The sequence below is a fragment of the Micromonospora sp. NPDC005237 genome (assembly GCF_040607775.1).
In the GTDB taxonomy this organism is placed as follows: domain Bacteria; phylum Actinomycetota; class Actinomycetes; order Mycobacteriales; family Micromonosporaceae; genus Micromonospora.
In genome coordinates this window covers 190,122-207,809 of the sequence record NZ_JBEXHJ010000010.1, presented here as the reverse complement: position 1 = coordinate 207,809, position 17,688 = coordinate 190,122, and the positions used below count along the sequence as shown (strand labels likewise).

The following is a 17,688-nucleotide window of genomic DNA, read 5'->3' as shown; positions in this document are numbered from 1 at the left end:
AGGGTGGACCCCGCACGACCCGTGCCGGTTCAGCGGTGCGGCCTGGGCGCGATGCGCGGCAGGACGTACGGCGGGCCGGCGAAGATCAGGTCTGACTTCAGCTCCTGGTACGCCCGCTTGGGCTGGTAGTTCTCGTCGTAGATGGTGGCCAGACCCTCGGGCGGGTCGTTGAACCAGTCCGGCACCCACGAGTACTTGTCACTGAAACCCCAGACGGTGTACGACAGGCAGGTGCGCACCGCGAGGCACGCCTTCATCAACACGCTGAAGTTGGCCGCCGACGCCTGCAACCGGGGGTTGATCTCGGCGGAGTTGCCGGCCCGGACCGCCTCGGTCATCTCGCTGCGGACGTCGACCTCGGTGAACGCGGTGGCCAGGCCGAGCGCGGCGAACCGCTTCAGGGCGGCGGTCACCTGCAGGGTGTCGAAGTTGCCGTACTGGGTGCCCAGGTGGCCCTGCGAGCCGACGCCGTCGATCGGGACGCCCCGCGCGCGCAGCCCCTTGGCCATGTCGTAGACGAACTGCGTCTTGTCGTCGGCCGGGTTGCCCGAGCCGAACGCCTCGATGTTGTAGTCGTTGTAGAACAGCAGCGCCGTGGGATCGGCGGCGCGGGCCCAGCGGAACGCGTCGGCGATGTAGTCGGGGCCGAGGTTCTGCGCCCAGAAGCCCTTGTAGTGCAACGTCGACGGGGTGTCCCAGGGGTCGCTGACCGCCTCGTTGACCACGTCCCACTGCCAGATCTTGCCCTTGTAGCGGTTGACGACCGTGGTGATGTGCTTGCGCAGCAGCTCACGCAGCTCCTGCTTGGAGATGCTGCCGTCGGCGACGCCGCTGGTCAGCCAGGCGGGCAGTTGGTTGTGCCAGACCAGCACGTGGCCGCGCACGGCCTGCCTGTTGCGCTTGGCGAACTCGACGAGCTGGTCGGCGGCCGTCCAGTCGTAGGTGCCCCGGGTGGGCTCCAGGCTCTCCCACTTCATCGCGTTCTCGGCCGTGACCGAGGAGAACTCGGAGGCGGCCAGCCGGCGGTACTGCGGGTCGTTGGCGTCGTTGAGGGCTGTCGCGTTCACCGCGGTGCCGATCTTCAGGCCGTGACGTTGGCCGAGGGTCGCGAGGCTCTGCGTGGTCGGGTCGTACGGCCGGCTCGCGGTGGCCGGCATCGCGTTCAACGCCGCAGCGGTCGCGACGGCGACGAGGCCGGCGCTGATCCACCGTCTTGGCTTCATCTGCCTTCCTTTCGAGCATGATCGACAAACGTCGATCTTTGAAGGGAGGGTGCGGCCCGGGGATGAGTGGGCGGGGTGCGGTCTCGGGTTCGGTGGCGCTCTCCGAAGCACCGGAAACTCGTTCGAAACATTATGGCCGTCGATGGGCCTCGTCAACTCTGAAAACTTCCGGAAAAAACTCGGGTGAGCTGCGCGACTGTGGAGAGTCATCAGATGAAAGTTTCGACGGGTGCGCGGTGCGGCCGGCCTGCCAACGGCAGTGGGGACGGCACCGACCGGGATGGGTCGGCGCCGTCCCCACCATGCGGGATCGGCAGCTGATCAGCCGCGCAGACGCGCCTCGATGGCCTCGATGACGCGCGGACGCAGCTCGGCGGCGCGGATGACGGCGTCCACCGAGCCCACCTCGACGGCGCGTTGGATGTTGTGCACCCGGTCGAACTCCGTGGCCACCTCGCCGAGCTTCTCCGCCCGCACCGACGAGCGCAGCTCGTCGAGCTCGGCGGCCAGCGCGGCGCGCTCGGTGCCGGCCGCGGCGGCGACGCGGGCCTCCAGGGCTCGCACCCGCTCGTCGGCGGCCGTACGGGCGTTGACGTCGGCGGAGAACACCACCGCCGCGGCGGGAGCGCCGCCGAGCACCGAGGCGAACGACCCCTCCAGCGCGAGCACCGTCATGCTCGGGTTCAACGCCTTCGAGAACACCACGAACGCGCCGCCGTGGTAGCGCGAGATCACGCAGAAGACGATCGGGCCCTGGAAGTTCACGATCGCCCGGCCGATCTCGGCGCCGTACTCCAGTTGCAGCTTGCGCATCGACTCGGGCGAGCCGTCGAAGCCGGACAGGTTCGCCAGCACGACCAGGGGCCGGTTGCCGCTGGCGGCGTTGATGGCCCGCGCGGCCTTCTTCGACGAGCGGGGGAACAACGTGCCCGCCGTGTAGGTGTCCGGGCCGTCGGTGGGCGGGAACCCGCGCCGCGGCACCGACCGGGACTCGATGCCGAGCAGGCATACCGGGATGCCGCCGAGGTGGGCGTCCTGCACGACCGCGGTGTCGGCGTCGGCCATGCCCGCCCACCGCTCCAGCACCGGGTGGTCCTGGTCGGCGAGGGCCCGCAGCACCGTCCGGATGTCGAACGGCTTCTTGCGGTCCGGATTGGCCTCGGCGGAGAAGATCTCACCGACCGTGCGGAAGGGGCTGCCCGCCACGTCGTGCGGGAACGTGGAGACGTCGCGGTCCACCGGGTCGGTGGTGCTCGCCCGCCGCGGCGCGGCCTCGCCGGGCGCGACGTACGTGTGCTCGTAGTGGGCCATCAGCACGTCCCGCGCGGCGGTCAGGTTCGGCGCCCAGTACTGCGCCTGCCCGTTCGGCCCCATCACCCGGTCGTAGCCGCCGATGCCGAAGTTGTCCTCGGCGGACACCCCGCCGGAGAAGTCGAGCGACTGCTTGCCGGTGAGCACCATCGCCGAGTCCGGCGTCATCACCAGGACGCCCTTGGTGTGCATGAGCATCGTGGCCTCGGCGTTCCAGTACGGCTGCGCGCCGACGTTGATGCCCGCCACCACAATGTTGATCTCGCCACCGGCCTGGGTGAACTCGACGATCCGCTTGAGGGCGGCGGCCACCCAGTCCATGTTCTCCGTACCCGAGGTCATCGAGATCCGGGCGCCGGCGGACAGCGCCCACCACTCCAGCGGCACCCGCATCCGCTCCGCGAGGTCCAGCGCGGCGATCACCCGCCGGCACTCCGGCTCGGACAGGGCGCCCAACGACTTCGTCGGGTCGCCGAGCAGCACGACCCGGGTGACACCCTCCGGATGCAGCGCGGCCGGCGTGGTGACGACCCCGGCGACGATCGCGGCGCGGTTGCGCCCCTTCGGCCGGTCCACCGGAATTAGCGCGTGCGCGTCGTCGAGGTCGTACTCGACGAAGTCACCGAGTCGGCTGGTCAACTCGTACGGGTACACCGTGTTGCGGCTGCTGGCCCGCAGCACCTTCAGCCGGTACTCGTCGAGCGGCTCGACCGGCTCGACCGGGGGCGTGCCGACGGCCAGCTCCGCGCCGCCCGCGGCGTCGAACGAGATCCGTACCGCGATCTTGGTCAGCTCGCCGGTGCGACGGTCGCGCTGCCGCGCGATGAACAGGATCTCCTCCAGCCCGGCGCCCACTGTCGTCGGGCGCACGCGCCCGGCGATCATCTCCATCTCCTCGCGGGTCAGCTCGCTCGGCGGCCAGACGTAGACGACGATCCGGTTGGTGGTGAAGCGGGTCTTCGACGGCCGCCGCGACTGGGCCCGGCGGATCGAGTCGAGGCAGGCCGCGATGGCGTCCTCGGTCGTCGGCAGCGCCACCAGCCGGCCGTCCTGCTCGCGCAGCTCGGTCAGGTCGCGCACCTGGGCGAACGCCACGAGACGCTCGTCCGCCGGGTTCTCCCGCGCCACGCACTGGAAGAGGTAGACCTCCTCGTCGGACGACGGCAGCCGGGTCAGGTCGAACTTGTGCAGCCGCTCCAGTTGCATCCGCTGCGCGATGTACGGGTGCAGACCGCGGATCAGCCGGTCCTCGACCATTCCGCCGTCCGACGGGCGGAAGGTGAAGTGGTGGTGCATGACCGCCCCGCCGCGACCCGCGACGGTGGCGGTGAGCCGGCGGACCTGCGCCGGAAGCGGATGTGCGGTGATCACCTGGAGCAGCGCGGCGGCCATCGCGTCGAAGTCCTCCGGCTGGTTCTCCCAGCCGAGGTAGATGTCGGCGTCGACGGAGTCCTCGTCGCCGGCCAGCTCGGCGAGCCCACGCAGCGCCCCGCCCAGCGCGTCGAAGCTCACCGCCGTGGAGACCACACTGGAGTCCGCGCGTTCGGCGACCACGAAGGCGCAGTCGGCGACCTCGCGGGTCCGCACCCGGGTGAGGGCCTTGTTGCCGTAGTAGCGGCGGGTGAGCACCTCCAGCATGATCGTGTTGTCCAGGTGGTCACGGACCAGGCGCTGGCCGAGCAGACGCACCAGCGGCTCGGTGCTGCGGACCATCTCGGCGATGCGCTCGGCGCGGTCGGGGGCGTCCGGGTGCGCGTCCAGGTGTCGCAGGTGCGCCCGGATCTGGGCGTAGACGCGGGCCCGGTTGCGGCGCAGCAGCGGCTGCGCGAACCAGGCGAACACCACGCCCCGGGCCAGGTCGGCGATGGCGGGGAAGCGGACCTGCGTCGCGGCGATCAACCGCTCCAGCGCCAGACCGGCCGGCTCGCGCAGCGACTCGTCCGGCGGGGTCTCCCGCAGCCACTCGCGCAGCAGCGACGCCACGACTGTGGCGTCGGCGGACGCGCGCTGCTGGGCCAGGAAGATCCGGAACACGGCGGCTTCCAGGCCGGGGGAGCGCTCCAGGTCGGTGACGCCGTAGTGGCTCAGTGCCTTGGCGAGCCTGGCCTGGAAGGCGTCGGGCAGCCCGGCCCGCTCCACGTCGAGGCTCTGCAGGTAGGTGTGGAAGTACTCCCGGGCGCTGCGGACGTGGGCGCCGCCGTCCTCGCCGGTCGGCCGGTTCCGGCTCAGCTCGGCCAGGTCGGCGAACACGTCGACGAGGTCCACCTCGGCGGCCAGCGGTCGGTGCCCGTCCTCGGCGGCCAACCGTCGCACCACGAGGTAGTCGTCGAGCACCCGGCGGTCGTCGTGCGGGTCCACGTCGAAACCGAGCAGTAGGCCGCGCAGATCCTCCTGACCGCGCCGGCTGCGCTCGTACGCCCCCGCGTTGTCGTCGGCGGCGGGCAGGTCCAGCTCGACGCTGGCGACGCTCGGGCCGGCCGCGGTCTCGGTGGCCTCGTCGGCGAGCGGCTCCAGCCGCAGCAGCGGCGCGCCCGCCTCCACCTGGCTGCCCACCGAGACGGCGCACTCCTTGAGCCGGGCCTTGAACGGCGCGCGCAGCACCGTCTCCATCTTCATGGCCTCCAGCACCAGCACCGGCGCCCCCGCCTCGACCTCGGCGCCGACCTCCAGCGGAGTGGCGACGACAAGCGCGGGCATGGGGGAGCGCAGGACGCCGCCCTCGTCGCGGCTGACCCGGTGCGTCACACCGTCGACCTCGACGAGGTGGGTCGGCCCGTGCGTGCCGGTGAGCAGGCGGTACCGGATGCCGTTGACGACGATCTGGCCGGTGTGCCGGTCGAAGCGGTCCAGCTCGACGTCGGCGGTGCGCTCGGCGCCGCCCGCCTCGATGCCGACGCGGAACCGGTGCGCCCCGATCCGCGCCACCCGCATCCGGTAGGTGACCCCGCGCAGCTTGAGGTCCAGCGGCCGGCCGCTGGCGTGCTGCACCTGCGGGCGGCCACCGGCGGCGGTCGACAGCAGCCGCTGCCGCTCGGCGCGCTCCTCCTCCTCGTACGACTCGATGGCGGCGGCGGCCAGGGCGACCGCGGAGTGCCGGTGCGTCACGAGTCGGCCTTCGCCCCGGACCCGGTCGATCCAGCCGGTGTCGGCGCTGGCGTCGATGATCTCGGGCTGGTCGAGCAGGTCGAGCACGAAGCTCTTGTTAGTCGCGCCACCCTCGATGATCACCGTGGTGTTGGCCATCGCCCGGCGCAGCTTGCCGAGCGCCTCGTCGCGGTCACGCCCGTACGCGATGATCTTCGCGATCATCGAGTCGAAGTCGGCCGGGATGGTGTCGCCCTCGCTCACGCCGGTGTCCACCCGGATGCCCGGGCCGGCGGGCAGGTCCAGCCGCGCGATGCGCCCCGGTGACGGCGCGAAGTCCCGGTCGGGGTCCTCGGCGTTGAGCCGGGCCTCGATGGCGTGCCCCCGCTCGGCCGGCGGCTCGCCGACGAGCCGGCCGCCGGACGCGACGTGCAGCTGCGCCTTGACCAGGTCGAATCCGGTGGTCAGCTCGGTGATCGGGTGCTCGACCTGCAGGCGGGTGTTGACCTCCAGGAACGCGAACAGCCGGTCGCCGGGGTGGTAGAGGAACTCGACGGTCGCCGCGCCCCGGTAGCCGACCGCCACGGCGAGCCGCTCCGCCGAGGTCTTCAGCTCGGCCGCCTGGGACGCGTCGAGCACCGGCGAGGCCGACTCCTCGATGACCTTCTGGTTGCGCCGCTGCACCGAGCAGTCGCGCACGCCGAGCGCCCACGCGGTGCCCTGGCCGTCGGCGATCACCTGGACCTCGACGTGCCGGGCGCCGGTGACCAGACGCTCCAGGAACACGATGCCGCTGCCGAACGCCCGCGCCGCCTCCTGGCTGGTGCGCTCGTACGCGTCGGCGAGTTCGGTCTCGTTCGTGATCACGCGGATGCCGCGCCCGCCGCCGCCGGCCGTCGCCTTCAGCATGAGCGGGTAGCCGATCTCGGCCGCCGCCGCCCGGGCGGCGTCCAGGGTCTCGACGGCGCCGCGGCTCCACGGCGCGACCGGCACGCCGACCTCCTCGGCGAGCAGCTTCGCACCGATCTTGTCGCCGAGCTGGCGCATGGCCTCCGGGCTCGGCCCGACGAACGTGACCCCGATCTTCTCGCACAGCTCCGCGAACGCCGGATCCTCGGCCACGAAGCCCCAACCGACCCACGCGGCGTCGGCGCCGGTCTCGGTCAGGGCGCGCTCCAGCGTCGCCAGGTTCAGGTACGGGCGGGCGGACGCCGGACCGAGGTCGTACGCGATGTCCGCCTCGCGCACGAAGGTGGCCGTGCGGTCGACGTCGGTGTGGAGGGCGACCGTCTCGATCCGGCTGCCCGTCTCCGCGGCCAGCTCTCGGACCGCGTGGATAAGCCGCATGGCGGCTTCACCACGGTTGACGATGGCGACACGGTTGAACACCCGACTGACCCCTTTGGTAGACCATGATGTGCGTGCCGGACGTCGACGGCTCCCGGCAGTGGTCACTTTTCCGGCTCCGGACGGACAGCGCCATGGCGCAACCGCCGAACCAACCGTCGCTGTGTTGTAGGAACCCAACAAAACTTTTTGGCTGTCGAGCCGCGGGCGTCGATCTCCGCCCGATCCTCGGCGTGAGTGCCCAGACGTCACCTTCGGGGTGTTTGCCACCTTTTCTCCATAGCCGCCGGGACGGCTCGGCTGGCCTGCATACGCCGTACCGCCCAGTCGTAGCGTGGAGGGGTGAGTCACCGGGATGACGTGCGAGAGTTCCTGCAGAGTCGTCGCGCACGGGCCGGCACGGAGCACATCGACCAGCGGGCGCGTGAGTCGCTCTCTGCCCAACCCACCTGATCCGGACCGAGCCGAAGCGCTCAATTCGCGGCGACCCCGCCCTTACATGCCGGCCCCTCTGAACGAACGGATCATCATGCGCGTACTCGTCGTCGGTGGCAGCGGCCACATCGGTACCTTTCTCGTTCCCCGCCTCGTACGCGCCGGCCATGACGTGACCAGCATGAGCCGGGGAACCCGTAAGGCGTACTCCGACAGCCCCGAGTGGCAACAGGTCACGCAGGTCGTGGTCGACCGCGAGCAGCAGGACATCGATGGCACCTTCGGAGCCACCGTCCTGGCGCAGCACCCCGACGTCGTCATCGACCTGCTCAGCTTCACCATCGAGAGCACCACCGCCCTGGTCGAAACGATCCGCGGCCAGGTCGGCCACCTCGTGCACTGCGGATCGCTGTGGCGGTACGGCCCCAGCATCAAGCTGCCCATCAGCGAAGGCGAAGGCACCCCCGCCATCGACGAGTACGGCACCCAGAAGGAAATGATCGCCCAGTACCTCAAACGGGAAACCGCGAGCGGCGGCCTGGTGACGACCTCCGTGCACCCGGGTCACATCGTCGGACCCGGATGGCACCCGACGGGTGTGCTCGGCAACACCAACCCCGAGACCTGGGCGGACATCTCCGCCGGTCGCACTCTGCGCATCCCCGGCAGCGGCGCCGAATCGATGCATCACGTGCACGCCGACGACGTCGCGCAGGTGTTCGAGCTCGCGGCCACCCACCGTGACGCCGCGGCAGGCGAAGACTTCCACGCCGTTGCCGCACACGCACTGAACGTGCGCGGTTACGCCACCATCGCGGCCGGCTGGTTCGGACAGCAGGCGACACTCGAATCAATCACCTGGGATGAGTTCCGCAGCATCACGACGCCCGAGTTCGCCGAAGACAGCTGGGGCCACCTGCAGCGCAACCACGTGCTGTCCATCGAGAAGTCCCGCGCCCTCCTCGGCTACGCACCCGCCTGGGAACCGGAAGACGCGATCCTCGAGTCCGTGAGCTGGCTTATCGATCAGGGCGAACTGTCGGTGGAGAACCCGCTCACCGGCAAGCTGTAGAGACGTCATGAGTACCCGATCGCGCACCTGAACCCCGCCAACGACGCCGCAGATCTTTCCTAGGACGCTTCAGGCGGTGTGTGGCCCGCCACGCACACCGGCTGCGGGCCACACCGGGGACCTAACCGGCCCGACGGCCGCGCGTCGAGACGAAGTGGTACGACATGACGGCGAACGCGGGGTCGCGCGTCAGTCGACGGAAGGCGTTCAGCTGCTGGGGCGTCAGGCCGGCCGCCAGCAGGTCCGGCTCCAACTGACGGGAGTTCGTCTCGTAGAGCGACGTGCCTGTCGACCCGCCCGCCCAGCTCTGCGAGTGGGTGATGGTGTCGACGTCGGTGAGGCCGGCGAGCGTCATCTCGGTGTGCACGTCCTGCGCCCACCCCAGGTCGGCGCCGTGGTCCTGCAGCACACCCATCATGGTGTCCATCACCTGCGCGAACAGCTTCGCCGCGTCGTCGCTCGGCGCGTTCAGCACCCGCACCGGCGTGGTGCAGTCGAACTCCTCGACGACCAGCCAGCCGCCGGGCGCCAGCGCGCCGGCGAGGGTGCGCAGGACCCGTCGGCGCTCGGGCAGGTGCAGCAGCACCAGACGGGCGTGGATCAGGTCGAACGCGTCCCCGGGCGAGGGCTCGGTGCGCACGTCGTGCCGGCGTACGCTCAGGTTGCCCTCCGCCCGCAGGTGCGTGGGGTCGATGTCGGTGGCCAGCACGCGGCCGTCGTCGCCGGCCGCGCGGGCGATCCGTCGGGCCATCGAGCCGCCACCGGCCCCGACCTCCCAGCAGGCCGACCCGAGGCGCAGGACCGGGCGGGCCAGGCGGCGCATCGTGATCGGGTCCAGGAAGGACTCCAGCGCCCGCATCTGCGGGACCGCGTCCGGTGCGCCGTTGTCGAAGGTGTACGCGGCATCGCCTGTGGGAGTCGCCATCGTCTTCTGCCTCTCCGAGAGGGATCGGGTGACCTACGGGGTGTCGGCCCAGAGCCGAGGGGTCGATCGGGTGGCCGGGGGCGGCCCGGTGGCGGCGATGCTGACCATCGCCTCCAGCGGGCCCGGGTCGCTGCGCGCCTCGGCGGTCGGCCGGTCGTAGACCACCCGGCCGTACTCCAGCACCGCGACCCGGTCGGCGATCTCCAGCGCGTGGCGGAGCTGCTGTTCGACGAGCAGCACCGTCAACCCGCCGGCGGCCAGGTGACCGATGAGGTCGCGGACCCGCGCGGCCAGGTCGGGGGCGAGCCCCTCACAGGGCTCGTCGAGCAGCAGCACCCGTGGTTGACCGAGCAGCGCGCGGGCGATGGCCAGCATCTGCTGCTCGCCGCCGGAGAGTTCGCAGCCACGGTGGCGCAGCCGGACCGCCAGCCGGGGCAGCAGTTCGAGGATCCGGGGCACCGTCCAGCCCTCGCCGCCGGGTGTCGCGGCCCGCCACGGCGCCGCCGCCAGGACGAGGTGCTCGGCCACCGTCAACCGGGAGAAGACCCGCCGGCCCTGCGGGACGAGACCGACGCCGGACTGGGCGACCCGGTGGGGTTGCCGCCCGGCCACGTGGACGCCGCCGATCTCGATGCGGCCGCTGGAGGCGCGCACCAGCCCGGCGATGGTGTGCACGAGGGTGCTCTTGCCGGCCCCGTTGCGGCCCACCACCGCCTGGATGCTGCCCGGCGGTACCCGCAGGGTCACCTCGTGCAGCACGATTCCCCCGGCGTAACCGGCGCAGAGCCGCTCCACGTACAGCATCAGGACACCCCGTCGGCGTAGGCCTGCCGCACCAGCGGCGAGGTACGGATCTCGTCCGGTGTGCCGGCGGCCAGTGTCCGGCCGTCGCGCAGCACGGTGACGGTGTCGCAGAGGGCGTACACCAGGTCGAGGTGGTGCTCGACCAGCAGCACGGCGACCTGCCGGGGCAGCGCCGCCAGCAGCTCGGCCAGCCGGCCGACCTCGGTGGCCGACAGCCCGGCCGCCGGTTCGTCGAGCAGCAGCAGGCGGGGACGGCCGGCGAGGGCCATCGCGATCTCCAACTGCCGACGTTGGCCGTGGGCGAGGTGACCGGCCGGCACCGTCGCGAGGTCGGACAGGCCCAGCTGGTCCAGCAACCCGGTGGCGCGCTGGCGGGCCGCGTCCCGAGTCCCACCGGGCCACCACCTGCGCCGCCGGATCGTTCGGGGCAGCGCGGCGACCTCGATGTTCTCGGTCGCGGTGAGCGTCGCGAAGACCGCGGGTCGTTGGTGGATCCGGTTGATGCCGCGGCGGGCCCGTGCCGCCGGCCCGAGCCGGCCGACGTCGCGGCCGGCGAAGCGCACCGTGCCGCGCTGTGGCCGCGTCGTGGCGCCGAGCACGTTGAGCAGGGTCGTCTTGCCGGCCCCGTTGGGCCCGATCAGGGCGTGTCGCTGACCGTCGTGCACGCACAGGTCGACGTCGGTGAGCGCGGCGAGTGAGCCGTACCGCACGCTGATCTTCTCGGCGCTGAGCAGGCAGTTCATACGCGCAGCTCCGACGTCGGGCCGCGGTCGCCTGTGGGTGCCGCGTCCGGGTGGCCCGGCGCGGGGATCGGTCGTCGTGGGCTGCCGTGCGGTCGGCGGACCCGGGTGACGCCGGTGGGCAGGAGGTAGACCGTCGCCACGAACAGGGCGCCCAGCACCAGCGGCGCGTGACCGGGCAGCACCCCGAACAACCAGTCGCGTACGGCGATGACGAGCGCCGCCCCGACCAGCGCGCCGCCGACCGAGGCGGTGCCGCCGATGACGACGCCGAGCAGGAGCAGCGCGGAGGTGTCGAAGCCGAAGTCGGCGGGGGAGATGTACCGCTGGGCGACGACGAGCAGGGAGCCGGCGGCGCCGGCGATCGCCCCGGCGGCGACGTGCGCGCCGGACAGGTACAGCCCCACCCGGTGCCCGCTGGCCCGCAGCCGCATCTCGTCGTCCCGGCCGGCGCGCAGCAGCAACCCGACCCGCGTCCGCAGCAGCAGGAGCACCGCGCCGACGAGCGCCGCCACGACGACCAGCGTGTAGAGATACCGGGCCTGGTCGGTGGCCAGGATCGGCAGGCCCCACAGTGGACGGATCGGATCGATGCCGGCCAGGCCGTCGGTGCCGCCGGTCACCGACCGCCAACGCCCGAGAACGGTCACGACGAGCTCACCGACGGCCAGGGTGATCATCAGCACGATGACGCCCCGGGCCGGGACGACAAGCGGCAGGGTCACGGCGGCCAGCGTCGCCCCGGCGAGCGCCGCCACGGTGACCTGCACGACGCCGACGTCGGAGACCTGGCTGCCGAGCACGGCGCTGGCGTACGCGCCTGCGGCGTACGGCGCGGTCTGGCCCAGGGTGGGCATGCCGGCGACACCGGTGAGCAGCGCCACGCTCACCCCGACCAGGCCCAGCGCCAGCGTCCGGGCGAGGATCGCCGCGGTGTAGTCGTCCACCACCCACGGCGCCACGACCAGGCCGGCCAGGACGACCGTCGCGACGGCGACGCGTACCCGGCGGATCACCTCGTCCCTCACGTCGCCGCCCACCGCAGGGCCAGGCCCCGTGCCCGCACGGCGAGTACGGCGGCCATGGCGGCGAACAGCAGGAACGGGGCGGCCGACGGCAGCAGCGCCACGCCCAGGGTCTGGATCTCCCCGATCGCCAGCGCCGCGAGCAGGGTGCCCACCATGGATCCGAGGCCGCCGAGGACGACGACCACCAGCGAGAGCAGCAGCACCGTGTCGGCGGTGTCCGCGCCGGGACCGATGATGGGGGCGCCCAGGACCCCGGCCGCGCCGGCCAGCGCGCCACCGGCGGCGAGCACACCCACCCTGATCCGCGCGGGGCTCACGCCCAGGCAGGCGACCATCTCCGCGTCGTCCACGGCGGCGCGGACCAGCATCCCGGCCCGGGTCCGCCGCACCGTCAGGTAGAGCCCGGCCGCGAGCGCCGCGGCCACCACGATGAACACCAGCCGGTACGCAGCGTAGCGGTGCCCGGCGACCGCCACCGACCCGTCGAGGGCGGCGGGCACCAGGACCTGCGGATCGTCGGGCCCGAAGCCGGCGACGAGCAGGCTGCCGCCGGCCAGCGCCACCCCGAAGGTCAGCAGCGCCTGGGTGAGATGGTTGCCGGTGGCGACCGGTGTGAGCAGGCCGGCGAGCAGCACCCCCGTCGCGGCGGCGGCCAGCACGCCGACACCCAGCGCCAGGGCCAGACTCGCCCAGCCGCCGTCGAACAGCGCCGCGGCGGTGTAGCCGCCGATCGCGTAGAGCATGCCGTGCGCCAGGTTGAGGATGTTGGCGACGCCGAAACAGAAGACCAGGCCCGCCGCCGCCACGAAGACGAGCAGCCCGTAGGCGACACCGTCCAGCGCCGGGATGACGTACGGGTCGATCCGGTTCGGGCCGGCCGCCACCGTGATCACCGGCCGATGGTCGCGAGGTCACCCACGACGGTGTTGGACAGCGCCCGGCCGTCCTGGCGGACCTGACGCAGGTACCACTTCTGCACCGGTGAGTGCGTGACCGTGGAGAACTGCCACGCGCCGCGCGGGCTGGCGACCTGCCCGAGTTTGCCGATCTGCGCGTTGATCGCCTCCGGGGTCGGGTCGCTCCCGGCGGCCCCGATGGCCCGGTCGAGCACCGCCGCCGCGTCGTACGACGCCAGGGCGTACGTCGTCGGCGACCCGTCGTGCTTGGCCTTCCACGCCGCGACGAAGCCCCGGTTCTCGGCGTTGTCGAGGTCGGGGGAGTAGTTGAGCACCGAGAAGATGTCCCGGGCCGCCTCGCCCTGCGCGTTGAGCACGCCGCCCTCGGTGAGGAAACCCGCCGCGTACAGCGGAACGTCCTTGATCTCGGACTGCGCGTACTGCTTGACGAAGTCGACGGCGGCGCTGCCGGCGTAGAAGGTGTAGACCGCCTGCGCGCCGGAGGCCTTGATGCGGGCGAAGTACGGCGTGAAGTTGGTGGTGGCCGGGAACGGGGTGAAGGTGGTCTTGCCGTCGGGGTTGGCGAGCGTTCCGCCGGCCTTGGCGAACGCCTCGGTGAAGCCGCGCAGCTCGTCCCAGCCGCCCTGGTAGTCGGGGCCGATGGCGTACACCGAGCCCTTGACGTTGTCCCGGACGTGCTGGGCGATCGCGGCGCCCGGCTCGTCGGAGAGGTACGAGGTGTGCCAGACCCGGGTGACGTCCTTGATCTCCGGTCGGCCGTTGGAGCCGACGAGGGGGACCTTGGTCTCCTGCAGCAGCGGGTAGACGCCGGCGACCGAACCGCCGCCGACGATGCCGGTGAGCGCGGCCACGCGGTCCTGCTTGAGCAGCTTGGTCGCCGCCGGCACGGCGGTCGCGGCGCCGTTGCCCTCGTCGGCGACGACGAGGTCGACCTGCCGGCCGCCGAGCTTGCCGTCGTGCGTGTCCAGGTACAGCTCGAAGCCGTCGCGGATCTCCTTGCCGACGGACTGGTACGTCCCGGACAGCGAGGCGAGCAGACCGATCTTGATGGATCCGCCGCCGGTCGTGCCGGGCTCGTCGTCGGCGCAGGCTGTGCTGACGGTCAGCACGAGCGCGAGCAGCACGGCGGCGAGGGCACGGCTGCGCGCAGGGGTGGTGAGGGACATGTCGTCTCCAGGGGAAGGGGAGGGGTCTGTCGGTGGGGTCAGCGGCTGCGGGCGAGCGCCGCACGGGCCGCGGGGGTCAGCGCGTCGCCGATCCGGTTGGCCAGCTCCGTCATCTCGTAGGAGACCTTGCCCACGTCGCACTCGGGCGCGGCGAGCACCAGCAGCGACGCCCCGTCGTTGAAGGCCATCGAGAACATGAAGCCGCCTTCGAGCTGGGTGACGTTGGAGATCACCGCCCCGGCGTCGAAGAAGGCCGCCGCGCCGCGCAGCAGGCTGACCAGGCCGCTGCCCGTCGCGGCGAGCTGGTCGGCCCGGTCCGGGGGCAGGTCGCGGGTGGCGGCCACCATCAGGCCGTCACTGGAGATGGCGATCGCATGGCTGACCTCGGTCGCGCGCTCGGCGAAGCTGTCCAGCAGCCAGCCGAGGTCCTGGTGGTCGGTCACGTGCTCTCCCTGTCGGTCATGAGTTGCCGAGGTTGATCGGGGTGCGCCGGCGGGCCGCCACTCCGCGCGCGTACGCGGCCATCGCGCTGGCGACCTGGGCCGGGTCCCGGTATTCGGAGCGTTGCTGTTGCTGCCCCACGGTGACGCCGCCGGGCACCAGGTGCCGTTGCGGCTGTCGTTTGGGCAGGCCGGAGTTGGTGGTCGCGGCCACGTCGGGCGTGTGCGCCTGCGCGGCGGTACGCCAGGCGTCGTCGGCGGGGCTGGACCACTGCCGGCCGTCGGAGGCGTCGACGACATCGGCGTGGAACCAGTGGTTGACCTGTTCGAAGATGAGCAGCTCCTCGGTCGGCGCGTCGCCGCGGTCCGCGCTGGGCGTCGGGCGGAACACGGGCGCCGCCGGCAGGGTCCGCGCCGCGGGGGCGTGCCCGGCGGTCGGCTCCGACCGCGGCCGGTACGGCGGGGGTGCGGACGTGCGGGCTGCCCGCCGCGACAGCCGGCCCGGCGCGAGCAGGAACTCCTCCGGCGGCAACGACCGGATCATCGCCGCGGGCAGCGTCGCCTCGGCGAGGGTGCCGCGGCGGGGGCCGCGACGCAGTTGGACGCTGGCTCCCAGGCGGGCGGCGAGCTGGCCCACGACGACCAGCCCCATGGCCCGCACGGCGGCGACGTCGATGGCGGGCGGCCGGGCCAGCAGCTCGTTGAGCTGCTGCAACCGCCGTGGGGGCAGGCCGACGCCCTCGTCGCTGATCTGGATGATGACCCGGTCGCCGAGGCTGCGGCCGCTCACCCAGGTCTCGCTGCCCGGCGGCGAGTACGCGGTCGCGTTGTCCATGAGTTCGGCGAGCAGGTGCACGACCTCGTCGACGGACTTGGCGGCCACGGCGACGTCGCCGTCGACCATGCCGAGCCGGATGCGCGCGTAGTGCTCGATCTGGGACAGGGCCGCCTGGAGCACCTGTTGCAGCGGCACGTCGTGTTGGCGTACCCGGCCGACGCCGACGCCGCCGAGCACGAGCAGGCTGGCGTTGATGCGGCCCATCCGGGTCGCCAGGTTGTCCAGGGTGTAGAGCTGGTCCAGGCGGTCGGGGTCGGTCTCGTCCCGCTCGACCCGGTCGACCTGAGCCAGGACGGCGTCGACCAGCCGCTGTTCGCGCCGGCTCAGGTGGATGAAGATGTCGGCGGTGTTGGCGCGCATCACGGCCTGTTCGGCGGCGGTCCGCACGGCGGCCTGGTGCACCGCGCTGAACGCCTGACCCAGCTCGCCGATCTCGTCGTCGCTGGAGGGTTCGAGGGCCGCGGTGGACTGTTGACGGGCCAGCTCGTCGGGGTCGACGCTCGCGCTGTCGGGGCGTTGCAACCGGGCCACCACGGCGGGAAGTTGTTCGAACGCGACGGCGTTGGCCGCGTCGCGCAGCCGTCGCAGCCGGCGGGTGATCTGCCGGGCGACGGCCCAGGTCACGAGCGCGGTGAGCAGCAGCGCCAGCAGCACGCCGACCGCCTCGGCCACGGCCCTGCGACGCTGGTCGGCGTGGGCGGCCCGGACGTCGTCGAGCACCGCGACGTCGACGCGCCCCCGCAGGTCGGCGAGGCGGGCGGCGCGCTGCTGCGTCGTGGCCACCCAGTCGGAGGTCTCCAGGCGCAGTGGCGTGCCCGGCTGGGCGCGGGACACCTCGTCCTGCATCCGTTGCAGGGCGAGCGCCTCCTTGCCGGTGCCGGCCTGCTCCCACCAGATGCTCCACTCGGTCGGGGCGAGGGCCAGGAACGACAGGCTGGACTCGGTGTAGCTGGTGCGGGCGGCGGTGATGTCCTGCTGGGTGGCGGGGGTCAACTCGCCGGCGGCGACGGCGCGGAGCACGGCGACCTGCTGTTGGCCGATCGCCTCGGCGGTCTTCGACAGGGCGGCCGAGGCCCGGATCCCGTCGGCGAGCCCGGCGTTGACGACGCCGTGCGAGACGTTCTCCCGGAAGGTGATCAGGTCGGCGATCGCGATGCGGTAGCTGAAGGTCATCGCGGACACCGAGGCGTGCTCGGCCGTGCGGACCTGGGTGCGCAGCGGGGGCAGGCCGTCCAACGCCGCGTCGACGCGGCGCAGGAGCGCCGCGTTGGCGTCGGCGGGCACCTTGTCGCGCTGTCGGCGGTACCGCTCGACGGCGGCGTCGGTGGCGGCCAGCTCCACGCCGAAGGCGTCCTGCTGCTCCGCGTCGGGGTGGGTGAGCAGGTCGGCGGCGGCGGCCCGTTCGCGTTGCAGCCGGTACGCCAGGTCGCCGGCCTCGGCGCCGAGGCGTGCCACGACCTCCAGGTCGCTGGCGCGGGTCGTCTGGCGTGCGCTCTCGGTCAGCGCGAGGCCGGCGAACCCGATCACGGCCACCAGTGGCGCCGCCACGATGAGGCGCATCCGGCCGGCGATCTTCCAGGCGCGTCGTTTCCTCGGGTAGGGTCGGGCCGCGTGGGACCTCGTGCTCGACGCCAAGATTGACTCCCGCGACTCGTCGATGACGGTCTATCCGCACCTTGCCGAATGCAAGTCCCATTCCGCCGGAACCCGCGCTCGGAGGCCAGACCTGGCGGTGGTACAAACTGGCCGTACCAGCATCTGTACCCAGAGTCAGCGGCCGGTGGCGCACGGCGGTCGGTCGGGGGCGCCCGCGCTCAGCGCTGGTCGTCGAGGTGCTCGGGCGCGCGGCGCGGCCCGGGATCGTCCGCTTCCGGTTGGCTGCTGAGCACCTGGCCGATCAGCTCGCGCAGCTCGTCGATGGCGTCCACCACGGCGCCCGGGTCGCGCGCGTCGCGCCGACTCCGCTGGCGCGGTACGGGCGGATCGAGTCGCGCCTGCTCCGGGGATCGTGGGCCCCGTCGGCCATCGGCCGCCAACTGCTCGGCCGCGACCTGCGGCCACAGGGAGGCCAGCAGGCCGCCGGTGTCGAGCACGTCGTCGCAGCGCACCGCGAACTCGTGGCTGCCGAAGCGGCGGCCCGACTCCACCGCGGCGACCGTCTCCCGGCTGAACCGCACCAGGTCCGCCAGGGCCCGCTGGGTCAGTCCCCGTCGGACCCGGCAGCTGCGCAGCTCCCAGCGGAACTGTTGGCTGGCCGCGGAGTGAGCTGCGCTCGGCGGGGGCGTGTGCTCCATGCGCTCACCTTCGTGGCACCCGCGAATCAGCAGCAGGTGTCAGATCGAGATTGGCCGGCGGGCT

The 17,688-nt window shown here is 72.5% G+C and carries 12 protein-coding genes; 1 reads left to right on the top strand and 11 read right to left on the bottom strand.

The features are described 5' to 3' along the window. Positions 1 to 29: 29 nt before the first annotated feature. On the bottom strand, positions 30 to 1,223 hold the full coding sequence (locus ABZT87_RS26795; protein ID WP_355139023.1) for an endo-1,4-beta-xylanase: 1,194 nt from the start codon (positions 1,221 to 1,223) through the stop codon (positions 30 to 32). 321 nt (positions 1,224 to 1,544) lie between these two features. Beyond that, positions 1,545 to 7,007, bottom strand: coding sequence for a carboxyl transferase domain-containing protein (locus ABZT87_RS26790; RefSeq protein WP_355139021.1), 5,463 nt, complete (start codon positions 7,005 to 7,007; stop codon positions 1,545 to 1,547). A 487-nt stretch (positions 7,008 to 7,494) separates the two neighbouring features. Here ABZT87_RS26790 and ABZT87_RS26785 point away from each other — a divergent pair, with 487 nt between their 5' ends. Continuing rightward, positions 7,495 to 8,472, top strand: a complete 978-nt coding sequence (locus tag ABZT87_RS26785) for an NAD(P)-dependent oxidoreductase (protein WP_355139019.1) — start codon at positions 7,495 to 7,497, stop codon at positions 8,470 to 8,472. Positions 8,473 to 8,593: 121 nt separating this feature from the next. Here the strand turns inward: ABZT87_RS26785 and ABZT87_RS26780 are convergent, their stop codons facing one another. The 9 genes from ABZT87_RS26780 to ABZT87_RS26740 all read right to left on the bottom strand — a co-directional run bounded on the left by ABZT87_RS26780 (position 8,594) and on the right by ABZT87_RS26740 (position 17,624). Then, on the bottom strand, positions 8,594 to 9,397 hold the full coding sequence (locus ABZT87_RS26780) for a methyltransferase (protein WP_355139017.1): 804 nt from the start codon (positions 9,395 to 9,397) through the stop codon (positions 8,594 to 8,596). Positions 9,398 to 9,430: 33 nt separating this feature from the next. Then, a complete protein-coding gene (locus ABZT87_RS26775; RefSeq protein ID WP_354862134.1) occupies positions 9,431 to 10,201 on the bottom strand; it encodes an ABC transporter ATP-binding protein in 771 nt (256 codons plus the stop codon). Continuing rightward, positions 10,201 to 10,944, bottom strand: coding sequence for an ABC transporter ATP-binding protein (locus ABZT87_RS26770; protein WP_355139015.1), 744 nt, complete (start codon positions 10,942 to 10,944; stop codon positions 10,201 to 10,203). The genes ABZT87_RS26775 and ABZT87_RS26770 overlap by 1 nt, the downstream gene beginning before the upstream one ends. Continuing rightward, on the bottom strand, positions 10,941 to 11,969 hold the full coding sequence (locus ABZT87_RS26765; protein WP_355139013.1) for a branched-chain amino acid ABC transporter permease: 1,029 nt from the start codon (positions 11,967 to 11,969) through the stop codon (positions 10,941 to 10,943). The genes ABZT87_RS26770 and ABZT87_RS26765 overlap by 4 nt, the downstream gene beginning before the upstream one ends. Beyond that, positions 11,966 to 12,862 (bottom strand): branched-chain amino acid ABC transporter permease, encoded by an 897-nt coding sequence (locus ABZT87_RS26760; protein ID WP_354862129.1) that lies wholly within the window; start codon positions 12,860 to 12,862, stop codon positions 11,966 to 11,968. The genes ABZT87_RS26765 and ABZT87_RS26760 overlap by 4 nt, the downstream gene beginning before the upstream one ends. Continuing rightward, entirely contained in the window at positions 12,859 to 14,052 is a 1,194-nt protein-coding gene (locus ABZT87_RS26755) for an ABC transporter substrate-binding protein (protein WP_354862127.1), read from the bottom strand. The genes ABZT87_RS26760 and ABZT87_RS26755 overlap by 4 nt, the downstream gene beginning before the upstream one ends. A gap of 38 nt (positions 14,053 to 14,090) precedes the next feature. Continuing rightward, complete coding sequence (locus tag ABZT87_RS26750) at positions 14,091 to 14,495, bottom strand: roadblock/LC7 domain-containing protein (RefSeq protein WP_007460021.1); 405 nt, start codon at positions 14,493 to 14,495, stop codon at positions 14,091 to 14,093. 16 nt (positions 14,496 to 14,511) lie between these two features. Beyond that, the gene (locus ABZT87_RS26745; protein ID WP_355139011.1) at positions 14,512 to 16,890 is read right to left on the bottom strand and encodes a nitrate- and nitrite sensing domain-containing protein; all 2,379 of its coding nucleotides are present in this window, start codon (positions 16,888 to 16,890) and stop codon (positions 14,512 to 14,514) included. A 254-nt stretch (positions 16,891 to 17,144) separates the two neighbouring features. Further along, on the bottom strand, positions 17,145 to 17,624 hold the full coding sequence (locus tag ABZT87_RS26740; protein ID WP_354862059.1) for a helix-turn-helix transcriptional regulator: 480 nt from the start codon (positions 17,622 to 17,624) through the stop codon (positions 17,145 to 17,147). Between the last annotated feature and the right edge of the window lie 64 nt (positions 17,625 to 17,688).

Coding starts and splice junctions, on each gene's coding strand:
- ABZT87_RS26795 (WP_355139023.1), bottom strand. CDS start 1,223: ATGAAGCCAAGACGGTGGATCAGCGCCGGCCTCGTCGCCGTCGCGACC.
- ABZT87_RS26785 (WP_355139019.1), top strand. CDS start 7,495: ATGCGCGTACTCGTCGTCGGTGGCAGCGGCCACATCGGTACCTTTCTC.
- ABZT87_RS26780 (WP_355139017.1), bottom strand. CDS start 9,397: ATGGCGACTCCCACAGGCGATGCCGCGTACACCTTCGACAACGGCGCA.
- ABZT87_RS26775 (WP_354862134.1), bottom strand. CDS start 10,201: ATGCTGTACGTGGAGCGGCTCTGCGCCGGTTACGCCGGGGGAATCGTG.
- ABZT87_RS26770 (WP_355139015.1), bottom strand. CDS start 10,944: ATGAACTGCCTGCTCAGCGCCGAGAAGATCAGCGTGCGGTACGGCTCA.
- ABZT87_RS26755 (WP_354862127.1), bottom strand. CDS start 14,052: ATGTCCCTCACCACCCCTGCGCGCAGCCGTGCCCTCGCCGCCGTGCTG.
- ABZT87_RS26745 (WP_355139011.1), bottom strand. CDS start 16,890: ATGCGCCTCATCGTGGCGGCGCCACTGGTGGCCGTGATCGGGTTCGCC.
- ABZT87_RS26740 (WP_354862059.1), bottom strand. CDS start 17,624: ATGGAGCACACGCCCCCGCCGAGCGCAGCTCACTCCGCGGCCAGCCAA.